The sequence below is a fragment of the Mesorhizobium loti CJ3sym genome (assembly GCF_000472785.1).
GTDB lineage: Bacteria > Pseudomonadota > Alphaproteobacteria > Rhizobiales > Rhizobiaceae > Mesorhizobium > Mesorhizobium loti_E.
The window spans coordinates 46081-60046 of sequence record NZ_AXAL01000030.1; the positions used below are offsets into that span (position 1 = coordinate 46081).

Consider the following 13966-nt stretch of genomic DNA (forward strand, 5'->3'; position numbering starts at 1 on the left):
ACCTATATATTTGTCCAAGCCAAAAGGAACCCAGAGATGACGGCAAAACAGCCCCCGCACCCCTATGACCCCAAGCCCGTTCTCGATCTCATCGCCAGCATCGAGGCTGACCTGCAACGCCTGAAAGGCCTGGTCGAGCAGCAGGTCGAAAAATTCGACCCCGCCAATCCGCACAACAAGGCGCAGGACGGCAAGCTGACGGAGGAAGGTGTCGAGTGCTGCTACCGCATGTTCGACGAGGGCAAGTCGCGCTATTCGGTCGCCCAGCAGATGAAGATCTCCTTTGCCGCCGCCAGCCATCGGTTCAACAACTGGCGCAAGCTGGGCGGGTCGAAGAGGCAAAGGACGTTGCTTGGCTAAATTTGCGATAGGTTAGCGGGACAGCACCCCCCTCTGGCCTGCCGGCCATCTCCCCCGCAAGGGGGAGATCGGACTTCATTTTTTGCCTTCGCCAATCTCTACGCCGCAAGAAAGGCGGCTGCCTCGAAACTGCCAATCTCCCCCCTTGCGGGGGAGATGTTCGGCAGGACAGAGGGGTGTGCCGGCCGCAACGCTAGCGACACTTGGCACCTCATCACAATCGCCAAACTTTGTAACCATCACATCTTTTCGTTGGCATCGCGCAGCCCTTTGCGTGCACCATGGCCGGATCACATCGCCACAGGATCCACCATGACCACCCCTCCCGGCATCGCTGACATCCACGCCGCCGCCGCGCGGCTTTCGGGCCTGATCCTCGAAACTCCCCTGATCGAATCGGCTGAGCTGAACAAGCGTTTCGGCGGGCGCATCCTGTTCAAGCCGGAAACGCTGCAGCGCACCGGCTCGTTCAAGTTCCGTGGTGCCTACAACAAGCTGTCGTCGCTGAGCGAGGCGGAGCGCAGCCGGGGCGTCGTCGCGTTTTCCTCAGGCAATCATGCGCAAGGGGTGGCCGCTTCGGCCGCCATGTTCGGCGTCAAGGCGGTCATCGCCATGCCGGCGGACGCGCCCGCGATGAAGATCGGCAATGTCCGCAAAATGGGCGCCGAGGTGGTGCCGTTCGACCGTTTTCGCGACGACCGCATGACCGTGGTTCGCCCCTACATCGAAAGCGGCATGATATTGGTGCCGCCCTTCGACGATCCGGCCATCATTGCCGGCCAGGGCACGATCGGCCTCGAGCTGATGCGGCAGGCGAAAGCACTCGGCGTCAACCTCGACGCGGTCGTCATTCCCTGCGGCGGCGGCGGCCTGACCAGCGGCATTTCCGTCGCGGTCAAGGATGCCTCGCCAGGCACCGCGGTCTGGGCCGTGGAGCCCGAGCATTTCGACGACACGCGCCGCTCGCTGGCCGCCGGTGCCCGGGTTTCCAACGAACCGGGTTACAGCTCGATCTGCGACGCGATCCTGACCGCCGAGCCGGGCGCCATTACCTTCGAGATCAACCGCAGGAACCTTGCCGGCGCCATCGCCGTGTCCGACCAAGCGACCGCGCAGGCGATGCGCGATGCCATGGCCTATCTGAAGCTGGTGGTCGAGCCGGGCGGCTGCGTCGCGCTTGCGGCGCTGTCATCGGGCGAGATCGAGCTGTCAGGCAGATGCGTCGCCGTGGTGCTGTCGGGCGGCAATGTCGATTTCGGCACCTATGCCGAGATCATGGCGGCTGTGTGATCGCTTGAGACACTCGCGCGCCTCTGGGATGCGCGGGTGACCAGCGAACTACCGGGCGCATCTCCTGGGTTTTGTCTTCTCCGCCATGCCCACTATCGGCGCAGTTCGACAGGGCTGCCATCTGCCGCGCGGGAGATGCGGGCTATTCGGTGCCGTTTTACGATTCGGCTGTCGTCATCGGTGATGATCGTTTGTTGAGACCGGAGACAGCATGAAAAGAACCTACGAAAAGCCAAGGCTGATCAAGCGCGAAAAGCTCTCGGCCGTGACGGCGGGGTGCACGCCCTCCAACCCGTGTGAGCCGTAGACGCGGGCTGCTGTAGCGCGGCTTTCCTGCCGTGCCAGAGGTTTCTTGAACCGGCTCCGCGCGGCGCCGGTCAGTCGAGTGTTCGCCTGAAGCGCACCAGCGCAACCCCGGCAAACAGCGCCACGAACACCACCAGCCAGCCGATCTCGGTTGCAACTGCCGGCAACTCCGCGCCCTTCAGCATGACAGCGCGGGTGATGCGCAGGAAATGCGTCAGCGGGAAGATTTCGCCGAAGGTCTGGGCCCAATCCGGCATGCCGCGATAGGGGAACATGAAGCCCGACAGCATGATCGACGGCAGGAAGAAGAAGAAGGTCAGCTGCAAAGCCTGCATCTGCGTCCGCGCGATCGTCGATATCGTATAGCCGAGCAGCACCAATGACAGCACGAACACCAGCACCGCCGACAAGAGCAGCGACATCGACCCGGTGAAGGGGATGGCGAACAGAAGTTTCGACGCCGCCAGCACCACCACCACCTGCACGGCGCCGACCGCCAGATAGGGCAGCACCTTGCCCATCATGATCTCGAGCGGGCTCGACGGCATGGCGAGCAGGTTCTCCATCGTGCCGCGCTCGGTCTCGCGCGTCAGCGCGATCGAGGTCATCATCACCATGGTCATCTGCAGGATGACGCCGAGCAGGCCAGGGACGATGTTGTATTGCGAGATGCCTTCGGGATTGTAGCGCCGATGCACCACGACATCGAGCTGGCCCCTGGCCGCCTCGGCCGCCGCCTCCTGCATGCCCTGGGCCCTGAGCAGCGCCTGGCTGGCGACGGTGCCGAGCGTGGAGATGGCACCGCTGGCCACCGCCGGATCGGTGGCGTCGGCCTCGATCAGGATCTGCGGATTTTCGCCGCTCTCCACCCGCCTGGCGAAATCGGCGGGGATGGTGACGACGAAGGCGACGTCGCCGCGCGATATCAGGAACTCGGCCTCGGCGGCACTTTGCGCGACATGGTCGAAGCGGTAATAGCCGGTGGTCTGCAGCGCCGCGACAATGGCGCGGGTGTAGGGATCGCTGCTGGTCGCCACCAGCGCCGCCGGCAGGCTCTTCGGATCGTTGTTGATGGCGTAGCCGAACAGCACCAGCTGGATCAGCGGCACGCCCAGCATCATGGCGAAGGTGATGCGGTCGCGCCGCATCTGGATGAATTCCTTGATCAGCAGCGCGCCGAGCCTGGCGAAAGAAAAGATGCCGTTCATGCCATATTGTCCTTCGAACCCGACATGAACTGGATGAAGACGTCCTCCAGGCTGGTTTCGCCCGGCGCCACCGTGACGCCCTTGTGCTCCTTCTCGACGTCGGCAAGGGCTGCTTCGAGCTTCTTCCTGTCGGAACCGACGACATGCAGCGTCGCGCCGAACGGCGCCACCTGGTCGACGCCGGGGCGGCCCTGCAGCTCTTCGGCCACCTTGGCGAGTTGCGGACCCTGCAGCACGAAGGTGGTCAGGCCGGCATTCTTCACCACCTCGGCGACGGTGCCGGTGGCCAGCATCTTGCCGTAGGAGATGTAGCTGATGCGGTGGCAGCGCTCGGCTTCGTCCATGTAGTGGGTGGAGACCAGCACGGTCAGCCCGCCGCTGGCGAGACGGTGGATCTCGTCCCAGAATTCGCGCCGCGCCTTCGGATCGACACCGGCTGTCGGCTCGTCGAGCAGCAGCAGTTTCGGCTTGTGCATGATGCATGCGGCGAGCGCCAGCCGCTGCTTCCAGCCACCCGACAATGTGCCGGCCAACTGGTTGCGGCGTGACGTCAGGCCGAGTTCATCGAGCGTCCTGGCGACATACTCCTCGACCGGTTTCAGCCGGTAGAGCCGCGCCACGAATTGCAGGTTCTCGCCAATCGTCAGATCCTCGTAGAACGAGAATTTCTGCGTCATGTAGCCGACTTCGCGCTTGATCATCAGCGAGTCGGTGCGGATGTTGAAGCCCAGCACCGTGCCTTCGCCCTCGTCCGGGGTCAGCAGGCCGCACATGATGCGGATGGTGGTGGTCTTGCCCGAACCGTTGGGGCCAAGGAAGCCAACGATCTCGCCTTCGGCGACCGACATCGTCACGTGGTCGACGACCGTCTTGTCGCCGAACCGCTTGACCAGGCCATGAACGTCGATGGCGTTCATTTTGCCGTTTCCGCAAGATCGACGTCGACGATCTGGCCGGGCTGCAATGGGCCGGCGTCGCCCTCCGGCCGCGCCTCGACGAGATAGACCAGCTTCTGCCGGTTCTCCAGGGAATAGATCACCGGCGGGGTGAATTCCGGGTCGGGCGAGACATAGCTGACGCGCGCTTTCACGTCAGGGCCGCAACCATCGCAATGGACGCTGAGCAGGCTGCCGACCTTGACCGAGGAGAAGGCGGCCTCGGGTATGTAGACGCTGAGCTTCACCGCGCCGTCGGGCAGCATCGAGATGACCGGCGCGGTCGGGCCGGCGGTGTCGCCGGGATTGCGGATGACGTCGTTGACGCGGCCGGGCGAGGGTGCCGCCAGCACCCGTTTCGACAATCGCCATTGCGCTTGCTCCAGTGTGGACTGCGCCTGCTTGACCTGGTTGTCGGCGGCCTTGATCGTCTCGGGTCGCGCCGGCAGGCCGCCGACGGCGAGATTGGCCTCGGCCTGGCCGACCTGGGCTTCTGCCGTCTCCAGCGTTGCCGAGGCGGTGTCGTAGTCGGCCTGCGTGCCGGCGCCACGCTTGAACAGATCGGCGGCGCGGTCGTATTTGCGCTTGGCGTCGGCGGCCTGGGCTCTCGCCATGTCGACCTCGGCCTTCAGCACCGCGATCTCTTCCGGCCGCTTGCCGACCTGCAGGTCGGCAAGCTGCGCCTGCGCCTGTGCAAGACCGGCTTCGGCTTGCGCCACCGCGATCCTGGCATCGGCATTTTCCAGCGTCACCACGGTCGTGCCCGGCGTAACGCGGTCGCCGCGCTTCACGGTGACCGTCTCGACCTGCGCCACCTCGATGGGCGCCAGCAGCACATAGTCGCCCTCGACATAGCCGACAGCCAGGGGAGACGCGGGGGCGCAGGCGCCGAAGAGTTGAGCGGCAAGCGGCAAGGCGCAGAGGAAACTCATTGTTTTGATCCGATTCGGGGTTTTGATCCCATCCGGGAGGCCAGTATGGCGCTGAGGTTGTCTGATACAGCGGACACCACCTTGGCCGCCTCGGCGGCGCCGATGTCGTGCCAGCCCATGCGGCGCATCACCGCCTCGCGGCCGATGCGGAAGTAGATGACCTGGCCGATCAGCGTGAATACGGTGAGCCGGGTTCGTTCGCTTTCGGCCGGCTCGCCGGTCGCCTGTTCCCAGATCTGGCAAAGCCGGCGATGCGTCGGCTCGAAGACGCCGTCATAGATGCGGTCGAGCGCCGCCGTCGGATGCGACAGTTCGCGCAATACGAATTGCACGATCTCGCCAGCCTGCGGGCTGGCCACGACGAAGCTGACCATCCGCTCCAGCACCGCGAAGAGTTGCGCTCGTGCCGCCTCCGGGCTCCCCGATTCCGCAGGAGCTTGGACTTTGCCGAACGCCTGGCCGGCGCCAAATGCTTGGCCAGCGATTGTCTGGATGGTCTCGACGATAAAGTCGGCGGCAGCAGCGCGGAGGCCTTCCTTGCCGCCGAAATGATAGGCGATCGAGCCGATATTGGCTTGCGCTTCGGCCGCGATCTGGCGGGTCGAGGTGCCGTCGAAACCCTGCCGGCCGAACAGTTTCAGGGCCGCGCGCACAAGGGCCGCGCGGGTCAGGTCGGCGGGAGATGATTCGCGACGTGACGCTTCAGGGGTGGTTGGCTTGATCATTTCAGACTTTTAATCAAACGATTGATTAAAGTCAACTTGTGCGCCGAGCCGCCTTGCCATCTCGGGCGCCAACCGCTTTAGTGCGCGGCCATGGGCAAGGAAGTCGAGCGCAAGTTCCTGGTTTCCAGCACCGCTTGGCGGGATCTGGTCGAGGCGGATATCCGCATTCTCCAGTTCTATCTCGCCACCGCACCCGGCCGAACCGTCCGCATCCGCATCAGCGACGGCGCTTCCGCCAAGCTGACACTCAAGTTCGGCAGCAGCGCGCGAGAGCGTGACGAATTCGAATACCCGATCCCCTTGGCGGAGGCCGTGGAGATGCTGGATTTCGCCATTGGGCGTGTCATCGAGAAGACACGTCATCATGTTAGGCATCGCGGCTATCTCTACGAAGTCGACGTCTTTGGCGGTGCGCTCGCGGGACTTGTGGTGGCCGAACTCGAGACGCCGGACGACGTGCCGGAGGAAATGCTTCCAGACTGGCTCGGCCGGGAAGTGACCGGCGAGCAGAAATTCTACAACGCGTCGCTCGCCCTCGGGGGGATTCCGGAGATCGCCGCATGAGCTTTCGCATCGACCCGCGCCTGCCGCTGACCGGCGAGGTCAGGCGCATCCTTGCCGAGGAAATCGGCAGGGCGCTGCTGCATCTGGATGCGGCGCGCGGTCGGCCGGACCAGGGGCTGCACAAATGCCGCAAGCGGCTGAAAAGCGCGCGTGCCTTGCTGCGGCTGGTTCATTCCGGTGACGAAACATTCTGCACGACGGAAAATCAGTGCTATCGCAACGTGGCGGCGCTGCTTGCCGGCCCCCGCGAAGCGACGGCGCTGATCGAGACCATCGACCGGCTCGCGGCCGACTTTCCCAAGGAGAGCGCCGATGGCGGGCTCGATGCCGTGCGCGACAGGCTGATCGCTCGCCAGCACGACCTGCATGAAGGCGCCGGCCTCCAAGCCGCGATCGGCGCGGCGGTCGCCGCTTGCGAAGACGGCATGAAGCGGATCGAAAGCCTGGCCTTGCCCGACCAGCCGGAACAGGCCGCCGACGTGCTTGCCGAAGGCGCCCGCGTCACTCTGCGCCGTGCCAAAAAGGCGCTGGACAGAGCCAGTACACGCGGCGAAGCCGACGATTTCCACGATTTGCGCAAGGCGGCCAAGACGCATGGCATGCACCTGTCGCTGCTGGGCAGGCTGTGGCCGACGCCGATCAAGGCGCGGCGCAAGGCGGTCGATGCATTGGGCGAGCGGCTTGGCGAATTGCATGATCTGTTCGTCCTGCGCGCCCTGGTCGAGGCTGACGGCGAGCCGCTTGGGCCGCGCGAGGACACAAAGCTTCTCGGCAAGCTGCTCAAACGCTCGGAAAAGAGCTTGCGGAAATCCTGCCTTGCCGAAGCCGCCGAGCTGTTCGGCGACAGCCCCAAGCACTCGACGAAGAAGCTCGCCCGCAAGGCGCGCGACGATCTTGCCGGCGCTCCGCCGCTGGAGGACACGAGCGCCGCGGCCAGCTGACGCGTCTGGCGCCCTGGCGCCTGTATATGGTAATCGCCAGATGGCATGACCCAGCCCGGCGACACGCTCCTGGACCGACTTGGCCGCTGGCTTGCCGGCCGGCTGCAGGAAGAATCCTCCGGCTATGAGCCCTATACCCCGTCCGATGCCGAGACGCTGCGCCGCACGCTGGAGCCGGGCGACATCCTGCTGATCGAGGGCAACCAGAAGATTTCGGCGGTGATCAAGTACCTCACCCAGTCGACCTGGTCGCACGCAGCCTTCTATGTCGGCGATGCCTTGCCCGAGCCGCAAGATGGAACGGAGCGGCTGCGGCTCATCGAGGTCACGATGGGCGAAGGCTGTGTCGCCGTACCCTTGTCGCGCTACCGCACCTACAACACCCGCATCTGCCGGGCGAGCGGGCTGGCGCCGGAGGACCGCGACAAGGTCGTCGCCTTCATGATCGGCAAGCTTGGCCTGAAATACGACCTCAAGAACATTTTCGACATGCTGCGCTATTTCCTGCCGACGCCGCCGGTGCCGGTGCGCTGGCGCCGCCGCATGCTGGCCTTCGGTTCCGGCGACCCGACGCGGGCCATCTGCTCCTCGCTCATTGCCGAGGCCTATGGCCAGATCCACTACCCGATCCTGCCCGAGATCACCCGAGCCCCCGGCCGCGCCTCGGCGCAGTCGACCTATATGCGCAAGGAAATCCTGCACATTCGCCACCACTCGCTCTACACGCCGCGCGATTTCGACCTGTCGCCGTTTTTCCGCATCGTCAAGCCGACGCTGGAATATGGTTTCGACTACCGGCAGATGGTCTGGGACGACAAGGCAAGCACAGACGCCGAAGCCGCAAAGGCTGGAGCAATCGCCTCAGACACGTGATGGCTTCGGCCTGGGTCAGGACATGCCCCTATAGCGCGGCCATCCGGCCGAGGTGCAGGCGTTTCACATCGCGGCCTACATCATGCCGAAACCGCAACAGCGCCTTGGTTTTCGGCTATGTGTTCGACCCAGACATGGACCGGTTCGTCCCGGCCGCGGATGCTCACCGGTCCATGATCGCGCGCATTCAACTGTGTCTTGGGCGATTCCGCCTTCGCGGCCTCAATCAGTCGTGACCCAAAGCAAATATTCGCCTTAAGCTCACGGCAGAGCGCCTGCAGACGGCTGGCGACGTTGACGGTGTCGCCCACCACCGCGAAGGACAGATTGCGCTCGCTGCCGACCGCGCCGAGGACGACTGCGCCATATTGGACACCGATTCGAACGTCCAGCGGCGGATATCCCTTGGAAACCCGCTGCACATTCCAGTCTTCGAGAGTGGCGATCATCGCTTCCGCGCACTGGATGGCGCGAGTCGCGTCGTCATGGCTGGCTTGCGGAACCCCGAATGTCGCCATGATGCAATCGCCGATATAGTTATCGACGGTGCCATGGTGGTCGAAAACGACCTGCTCCATGCGACGGTGGAACTGACGCAGAAGTTCGAACACTGCTTCGGCCGGATGATCCTCGGAATAGTGTGTGAAGCCGACGATGTCGGCGAACAGCACCGCGATATCCTGCCGGCGGACCGGGCCGAAGGGCTCGTCATCCGTGGCGAGCTGGTCGACGACGTTGGGCGAAAAATGCCGGGCGAGATTGGCGCGGGCGCGCTCTGCCTTGACATAGTCTTCCGACAGACGTCGGGAACGAGAGACGACCAGCGCCATGATCGCGCCGATAATCAGCACAACCAACACGTTGGTCGCCTGTGCGAATGTATCGACGAAATTGGGGTTGAGATAGAGGTTCAGTCGCTCCTTCACCGGCAGCGAATAGAGGTTCGTCGCCGGAATGACGGTTCCCGGATGAAAAATCACCCACCCCACCCCCATCGCCCACATCAAGGCCGCGAGCGCGCCGAGATAGAGCGCCAATCGTGTCGAAAGGGTCAGCGCGCCAAGGCATACGAAAATCAGCAGGAATTTGAAGCTGCCCTCGCGCAGTTGCATCGCGGCCGGCGCGACCTCCAGGGAAAACGGGTTGGGCGTTACCAGCAGAATGGTCAACAGAATGATGTCCAGCGTACCGACGAGGTAACCGATCCACCATGGCGCCGTACGACGGCGCGCAAAGAGAAACTGGATCAGGCCGACGAGCTGGAACAGCACGAGGCCCGCCAGCACGAAGAGCAGTGCGGCATCCCAGCGGCTGATCAATGCAAAGAAGCAGAAGATCACGGCGAGCGATGTCGTACGCGCCCAGAACTGCAATGCAGCCCCCTGGCGTTCTGCGCGCTCCCGCAGATTTTTCAGGCGCGAATAGCGGCGACGTTCAAGTGTTGGTGCGGTCGGCATAGGATCACTTCGATTTCACGGGGGTGAGTCACGCATTCGGCAAACCCGCCCTCTACAGTCTGGCAAATCAGTGTGCGAATTCTATCATGAATGTTGGTGCCGGATCTGTTCTATCCCAACGCGCCTTATGGGCGCGGTCGGCATCGCTGGTCCGGGCGGCAAGCTGGTGGCGAATGGTGGCGGTCGGCGCCGCCGGAGCGGTGAGTCGCTGGGGCCCGCGCGAGGACACAAAGCTGCTTGGCAAGCTCTTGAAGCGTTCGGAAAAGAGCTTGAGGAAGTCATGTCTTGCCGAGGCGGCCGAACTGTTCGGCGATAGCCCCAAACACTCGACGAAGAAGCTCGCCCGCAAGGCGCGTGATGATCTTGCCGGCTCCGGTGATGACGCCGGCACGCCTGTCGTAGCCGGATAATCAGAGCAGTCCAGCCTTGCGAACCGCGTCGGCGTAAGAGCGGCTGACCGGAAGCAGCGCATCGTCGACAAGCCGCAGGAACGGCTTGCCGTCCTTGCGCCGGCTGCCGGCGACGGCATCCAGCGCCACCCAATGTGAGCGGTGGATCTGCACGCCGTTGACGTCGCCGACCTCGCGGATGGCGTCGGCCAACCGCATCAGCACCAGCGATGTCCCTCTGTCGGTGTGCACCTCGACATAGTGGTCCTGCATGGAGAGGTAGAGAAGTTTTCCGCGGGCCGCATGCGGCAGACGATCAACCAGCGGCGGCCGCGTCGGCTGCGGTGCTTGCGGCGGCAATGACGGTGGGGTGACCGCAGCTGGCCGCGCGGCTACGGGCGGCTCGACCTGTGTCCCGGCCACGCCCTGGGCGTTTCTGCCGATGGCGACCAGGAACGAGATCGCGACAGCGATCAGCCCGCAGTTGATGAACAGCCCGCCAATGGCGGCGGCCGACGGAAAAGGACCGCCAAACAGCGCTCGGTTGAACAGCACGACGATGGCCGTCACAGGGACACCGGAGACGATGCCTGCAACGATGCTGCGGACCGGCCGCGAGCCGCCAGCGCCGAACACGGCAGCAAGCGTCAGCCGCATTGTGAGATAGCCTGCCGTGAATGTAGCCAGCGCCAGTGCCAGCCAATAGGCAAAGCGCGGCAAGGCATCGAGTTGTTCGAAGGTGCCGAAGGGACCGGTGACGCCGAGGATCGCCGACACCGCCAGAAGCGCGCCCCAGAAGCGTGGCGAGAACAGCAATGCCTGCATTTCGCGAAGCGTGGAATGCAACAGGGTGCTCTTCACGTAGCCATTCGTCCCTTGCCGAAGACGCAGTTGATGCAGCGCCGGCGGCTCCGCATGGTGCCGTTGAACCGCAACGCCAAGCGATACCGCGCTTGTCGAAAGCCTTCAACCGCAGACGGAGTTCCGCAATGTCTCTCCCCCTTATCCAGGCAATTCGGACAACCCTGCCTTTCCGCAGGACTGCCACGCTTTTGTCTGCCGCCGGCTTCTTGCTGACGTCAAGCCGCATCGCGCTGGCAGCGGACACCGCTGCCGATGGCGGCAGCCATATGCCCGGCATGGCCGATATCCTTTCGCATACGCCGCTCTGGGTCTGGCCGTTGATCCTCTATGGCCTGTTCATCGGCTGGAGCCGCACCCGGGATCGCGTCGTCTCGCCTTCGCGCCTTCTCGTCCTGCCGGTCCTCATCAGCGGCCTGGCGCTCTACAATCTCGTCGCCACCGGCATTTCGGCGACCGGACTGCTCGGCTTCGCCTGCGGCGCCGTGGCCGGCGCCTTTGCCGGCACGGCCATGGCGCGGCGCCGGCCGGCCAGACTGCTGCCCGACGGCAGGCTGGCGCTGCAGGGCGACTGGCTGCCGCTGGTGCTGATCATCGCGATCATCGTCGTCCGCTATGCAAAGGGCATCGCGCTGGGGATAGATCCGACGCTGGCGCAGGAAACCGGTTTCGTGCTGGCAAGCGCGGTGCTGTCGGGTTTCTTTGCCGCCATGATGATTGCGCGCTCGATCGGTATCCTTCCGCCGGGATTTCTCAGGCAGCCTGCCTGAAGAATCCCCCGGTCACGCCGGCTGCGGGCGCTTCTCTCTCGACGACTCGCGGCCATCCTTCAACCGCGCGCCGGCATCGCGCGGGTGCGGGCCGATCGGCATGATCGCGGGGAACGGCGTCGCGCCAAAGGCAAACGTAAACTTGTAGCCGGTGAGCCCCTCCTCCGGCGTGGTGTGCTGGTCGTGATGGGCAAGCAGTTTCACGCGATCGGCCAGTTCCTCGGCCTCGCGCCGCACCATCTCCGCCGTTTCCGGCCGCATGCGCCTGGAGAAGCTGACGAAGGTCGCTTCCTTGTCGATATGGGTGATGGCCCAGCCGATGAAATTCTTGTTGGTCATCTCGAACAGCGGCCGCAGCGGTCCTTCGAAATTCCACTGGATCGGCGTTTCGACCAGCAATCTTGCCGAAAGGCCACGCCCGATTTCGATCAGGCCGAGCTCCTCGAGGTCGCGCAGATAAAGGAACATCGAAGCTTCGCTCAGGCCTTGTGAGCGCATCACGCCTTCCGGCGTGAATTTTTCCGACAGCATGACGAAGATGAACAGCAGCGCCGGCCGGCCGGCGAGCCTGCGCTCGATCTCGGGTGCGATGTGGTTGACCGGCCCCGGCCCGCGGTTCATGGAGCCGAGCACGTTTTCCAGCTCGACGCCGGCAGCCGCGCAAATCTTCACCAGCCGGTCGAGCTTGCAGTTGCGCTCGTGGAAGATGCGCTTCACCGTCGGCTCGGAAACGCCCATGCGTTCGGCAAGCTCGCGATAGGTGACGCCCTTCGCCTTCAGCGTCCGCTTCAGCGCCTCGAAGATCAGACCGTTCATGGGATGCACCTCTTGCCGGCAGTTTCGTATCGATATTCGATACTAGCGGCAATCAGGCTTTCGCAAAAGTATCGAAAATCCTAGCTGTCCGCCTGTCATCACAGGAGAACAGCCATGAACCGCCTCATCATCCCAGCCTTTATCGCCACCATCGGTATCGCTGCCATATCGGCTGCCCAGGCCGACGAGCTCTGGCGCGCCACGGGGCTCGAACAGCCGGAATCGGCGCTGTTCGACGCCACCAACAATCGCATCATCGTCTCCAACATCGTTGGCAATCCGGGCGATGCCGACGGCAACGGCTATTTGTCGGTGCTGTCGATGGACGGCAAGACGGTGACCCAGCACTGGACCGACGGCATGGACGCGCCCAAGGGCATGGCGATATCGGGCGGCAAGCTCTATGTCGCCGACATCACCAAGGTCCGCGTTGTCGACTTGGCCAGCGGCAGACTGGTCACCAGCATCACGGTGCCGAATGCCGTGTTCCTCAACGACATGACCTCGGGCGACACAGGCAAGGTCTATGTCACCGACATGCTGGCCGATACCATCTACCGCATCGACGGCGACCAGCCGGAGCTGTTCGTAAAAGACCCGTTGCTCGCTTCACCCAATGGCGTCTTCGCCGATGGCGACCGCTTGATCGTCGCCTCCTGGGGCAAGGGCATCAAGCCCGACTTCAGCACGGCGGAGCCGGGCGGGCTGCTGTCGGTCGACCTCGCCAGCAAGGTGGTTTCACCGCTACCGGGCGCGCAGAAATTCGCCGACCTCGACGGCGTCATCGCGCTTGGCGACACCATCTACGCCACCGCCTACATGACCGGCACGCTTTACCGATACAAGGCCGGCGGCGCGCCGGAAGCGGTGGTGCATTTCAAGCCGGGCAGCGCCGACATCGGCACCGACGGCAAGTCGATCCTCTACGTGCCACTGATGAACGAGGGCGAGGTGGCGGCATTGAAGCTCGATTGAGCGCTGTTCCTGGCGGGCCCTCCCTCTGGAAGGTCCGCTCCGGACCGGCGTATGGTGCGGCGGTCTACAGCCAAGGAGGATTGCCATGGAAGACCGGAAGATTCGCATCGCTCTGGATCGCCACTGGGCCGCCTCCGACGCCGATGATTTCGAAGCCGAGCACGACATCTACCGGGAGGATGCGGTGCTCGACTATCCGCAATCGGGTGAGCGCATCCGAGGGCGGCGCAACATCCAGTCTTCGCGTGCCGCTCAGCCGAACCGCAAGCGCTTCACGGTGCGGCGGATCACGGGTGCCGGCGATCTCTGGGTCACCGAATATGTGCTGAGCTATGACGGGCGGCCGTCCTACACGGTCAGCATCATGGAATTCCTCGACGGCAAGGTGTCCCGCGAGACCCAGTATTTCGGCGATCCGTTCAAGCCGGGGCCATCGCGCGCGAAATGGGTCGAGCGGATACCGTGAGCCCGGCCTCCATCGTGGTCGCTAACTTGGAATAGCCACGCGCCGGCCGCAGGTATTGCCGCCCAACTTCCGTCGATTGCCAGGCCTATCAGCGTTGG

The 13966-nt window shown here is 64.1% G+C and carries 16 protein-coding genes and 1 pseudogene; 10 read left to right on the forward strand and 7 right to left on the reverse strand.

Annotation, left to right across the window (positions count from 1 at the left end):
- Positions 1-36 precede the first annotated feature (36 nt).
- The 3 genes from A3A9_RS0130955 (at position 37) to A3A9_RS43110 (ending at position 1957) form a co-directional block, all read left to right on the forward strand.
- Complete coding sequence (locus tag A3A9_RS0130955; RefSeq protein WP_027062093.1) at positions 37-360, forward strand: hypothetical protein; 324 nt, start codon at positions 37-39, stop codon at positions 358-360.
- Positions 361-672: 312 nt separating this feature from the next.
- Complete coding sequence (locus tag A3A9_RS0130960) at positions 673-1650, forward strand: threonine/serine dehydratase (protein WP_027062094.1); 978 nt, start codon at positions 673-675, stop codon at positions 1648-1650.
- Positions 1651-1861: 211 nt separating this feature from the next.
- Positions 1862-1957 (forward strand): hypothetical protein, encoded by a 96-nt coding sequence (locus A3A9_RS43110; RefSeq protein WP_082222299.1) that lies wholly within the window; start codon positions 1862-1864, stop codon positions 1955-1957.
- 70 nt (positions 1958-2027) lie between these two features.
- On the opposite strand, the gene A3A9_RS0130965 is transcribed toward A3A9_RS43110, so the two are convergent.
- From A3A9_RS0130965 to A3A9_RS0130980, 4 genes are read right to left on the reverse strand one after another with little or no spacing between them, the layout of a single operon-like run.
- Positions 2028-3164: an ABC transporter permease gene (locus A3A9_RS0130965; protein ID WP_027062095.1), complete on the reverse strand. Its 1137-nt coding sequence runs from the start codon at positions 3162-3164 to the stop codon at positions 2028-2030.
- Positions 3161-4081 (reverse strand): ABC transporter ATP-binding protein, encoded by a 921-nt coding sequence (locus A3A9_RS0130970; protein ID WP_027062096.1) that lies wholly within the window; start codon positions 4079-4081, stop codon positions 3161-3163. Before A3A9_RS0130970 ends, A3A9_RS0130965 begins: the two co-directional genes overlap by 4 nt.
- Positions 4078-5031 carry an HlyD family secretion protein gene (locus A3A9_RS0130975; RefSeq protein ID WP_027062097.1) on the reverse strand — a complete coding sequence of 318 codons (954 nt, stop codon included), beginning with the start codon at positions 5029-5031 and terminating at the stop codon, positions 4078-4080. The genes A3A9_RS0130970 and A3A9_RS0130975 overlap by 4 nt, the downstream gene beginning before the upstream one ends.
- Positions 5028-5756, reverse strand: coding sequence for a CerR family C-terminal domain-containing protein (locus tag A3A9_RS0130980; protein WP_027062098.1), 729 nt, complete (start codon positions 5754-5756; stop codon positions 5028-5030). The genes A3A9_RS0130975 and A3A9_RS0130980 overlap by 4 nt, the downstream gene beginning before the upstream one ends.
- Before the next feature lie 90 nt (positions 5757-5846).
- Between A3A9_RS0130980 and A3A9_RS0130985 the strand changes: the two genes are divergently transcribed.
- The 3 genes from A3A9_RS0130985 to A3A9_RS0130995 are packed head-to-tail and all read left to right on the forward strand — an operon-like array spanning position 5847 to position 8134.
- On the forward strand, positions 5847-6320 hold the full coding sequence (locus A3A9_RS0130985; RefSeq protein ID WP_027062099.1) for a CYTH domain-containing protein: 474 nt from the start codon (positions 5847-5849) through the stop codon (positions 6318-6320).
- Positions 6317-7261, forward strand: coding sequence for a CHAD domain-containing protein (locus tag A3A9_RS0130990; protein ID WP_027062100.1), 945 nt, complete (start codon positions 6317-6319; stop codon positions 7259-7261). Before A3A9_RS0130985 ends, A3A9_RS0130990 begins: the two co-directional genes overlap by 4 nt.
- Positions 7262-7306: 45 nt before the next feature.
- Complete coding sequence (locus A3A9_RS0130995; protein WP_027062101.1) at positions 7307-8134, forward strand: hypothetical protein; 828 nt, start codon at positions 7307-7309, stop codon at positions 8132-8134.
- A gap of 80 nt (positions 8135-8214) precedes the next feature.
- On the opposite strand, the gene A3A9_RS0131000 is transcribed toward A3A9_RS0130995, so the two are convergent.
- The gene (locus tag A3A9_RS0131000; RefSeq protein ID WP_027062102.1) at positions 8215-9591 is read right to left on the reverse strand and encodes an adenylate/guanylate cyclase domain-containing protein; all 1377 of its coding nucleotides are present in this window, start codon (positions 9589-9591) and stop codon (positions 8215-8217) included.
- 212 nt (positions 9592-9803) lie between these two features.
- Between A3A9_RS0131000 and A3A9_RS0131005 the strand changes: the two are divergent.
- A pseudogene (locus A3A9_RS0131005) lies at positions 9804-10001 on the forward strand (CHAD domain-containing protein); the annotation flags it as partial.
- Here the strand turns inward: A3A9_RS0131005 and A3A9_RS39840 are convergent.
- Positions 10002-10841 (reverse strand): LytTR family DNA-binding domain-containing protein, encoded by an 840-nt coding sequence (locus A3A9_RS39840; RefSeq protein WP_152536213.1) that lies wholly within the window; start codon positions 10839-10841, stop codon positions 10002-10004. It abuts the pseudogene before it with no gap.
- Positions 10842-10969: 128 nt separating this feature from the next.
- On the opposite strand from A3A9_RS39840, the gene A3A9_RS0131015 reads away from it, so the two are divergent.
- Positions 10970-11611 (forward strand): DUF6622 family protein, encoded by a 642-nt coding sequence (locus A3A9_RS0131015; RefSeq protein ID WP_152536214.1) that lies wholly within the window; start codon positions 10970-10972, stop codon positions 11609-11611.
- Positions 11612-11623: 12 nt separating this feature from the next.
- Here A3A9_RS0131015 and A3A9_RS0131020 read toward each other — a convergent pair whose 3' ends face one another.
- Complete coding sequence (locus A3A9_RS0131020) at positions 11624-12427, reverse strand: helix-turn-helix domain-containing protein (protein WP_027062105.1); 804 nt, start codon at positions 12425-12427, stop codon at positions 11624-11626.
- Between the two features lie 114 nt (positions 12428-12541).
- On the opposite strand from A3A9_RS0131020, the gene A3A9_RS0131025 reads away from it, so the two are divergent.
- Both A3A9_RS0131025 and A3A9_RS0131030 read left to right on the forward strand, forming a co-directional pair.
- Positions 12542-13402 carry an SMP-30/gluconolactonase/LRE family protein gene (locus A3A9_RS0131025; protein WP_027062106.1) on the forward strand — a complete coding sequence of 287 codons (861 nt, stop codon included), beginning with the start codon at positions 12542-12544 and terminating at the stop codon, positions 13400-13402.
- Between the two features lie 85 nt (positions 13403-13487).
- Positions 13488-13868 (forward strand): nuclear transport factor 2 family protein, encoded by a 381-nt coding sequence (locus tag A3A9_RS0131030; protein WP_027062107.1) that lies wholly within the window; start codon positions 13488-13490, stop codon positions 13866-13868.
- Positions 13869-13966: the final 98 nt, after the last annotated feature.

Coding starts and splice junctions, on each gene's coding strand:
- A3A9_RS0130955 (WP_027062093.1), top strand. CDS start 37: ATGACGGCAAAACAGCCCCCGCACCCCTATGACCCCAAGCCCGTTCTC.
- A3A9_RS0130960 (WP_027062094.1), top strand. CDS start 673: ATGACCACCCCTCCCGGCATCGCTGACATCCACGCCGCCGCCGCGCGG.
- A3A9_RS43110 (WP_082222299.1), top strand. CDS start 1,862: ATGAAAAGAACCTACGAAAAGCCAAGGCTGATCAAGCGCGAAAAGCTC.
- A3A9_RS0130965 (WP_027062095.1), bottom strand. CDS start 3,164: ATGAACGGCATCTTTTCTTTCGCCAGGCTCGGCGCGCTGCTGATCAAG.
- A3A9_RS0130970 (WP_027062096.1), bottom strand. CDS start 4,081: ATGAACGCCATCGACGTTCATGGCCTGGTCAAGCGGTTCGGCGACAAG.
- A3A9_RS0130975 (WP_027062097.1), bottom strand. CDS start 5,031: ATGAGTTTCCTCTGCGCCTTGCCGCTTGCCGCTCAACTCTTCGGCGCC.
- A3A9_RS0130980 (WP_027062098.1), bottom strand. CDS start 5,756: ATGATCAAGCCAACCACCCCTGAAGCGTCACGTCGCGAATCATCTCCC.
- A3A9_RS0130985 (WP_027062099.1), top strand. CDS start 5,847: ATGGGCAAGGAAGTCGAGCGCAAGTTCCTGGTTTCCAGCACCGCTTGG.
- A3A9_RS0130990 (WP_027062100.1), top strand. CDS start 6,317: ATGAGCTTTCGCATCGACCCGCGCCTGCCGCTGACCGGCGAGGTCAGG.
- A3A9_RS0130995 (WP_027062101.1), top strand. CDS start 7,307: ATGACCCAGCCCGGCGACACGCTCCTGGACCGACTTGGCCGCTGGCTT.
- A3A9_RS0131000 (WP_027062102.1), bottom strand. CDS start 9,591: ATGCCGACCGCACCAACACTTGAACGTCGCCGCTATTCGCGCCTGAAA.
- A3A9_RS0131015 (WP_152536214.1), top strand. CDS start 10,970: ATGTCTCTCCCCCTTATCCAGGCAATTCGGACAACCCTGCCTTTCCGC.
- A3A9_RS0131020 (WP_027062105.1), bottom strand. CDS start 12,427: ATGAACGGTCTGATCTTCGAGGCGCTGAAGCGGACGCTGAAGGCGAAG.
- A3A9_RS0131025 (WP_027062106.1), top strand. CDS start 12,542: ATGAACCGCCTCATCATCCCAGCCTTTATCGCCACCATCGGTATCGCT.
- A3A9_RS0131030 (WP_027062107.1), top strand. CDS start 13,488: ATGGAAGACCGGAAGATTCGCATCGCTCTGGATCGCCACTGGGCCGCC.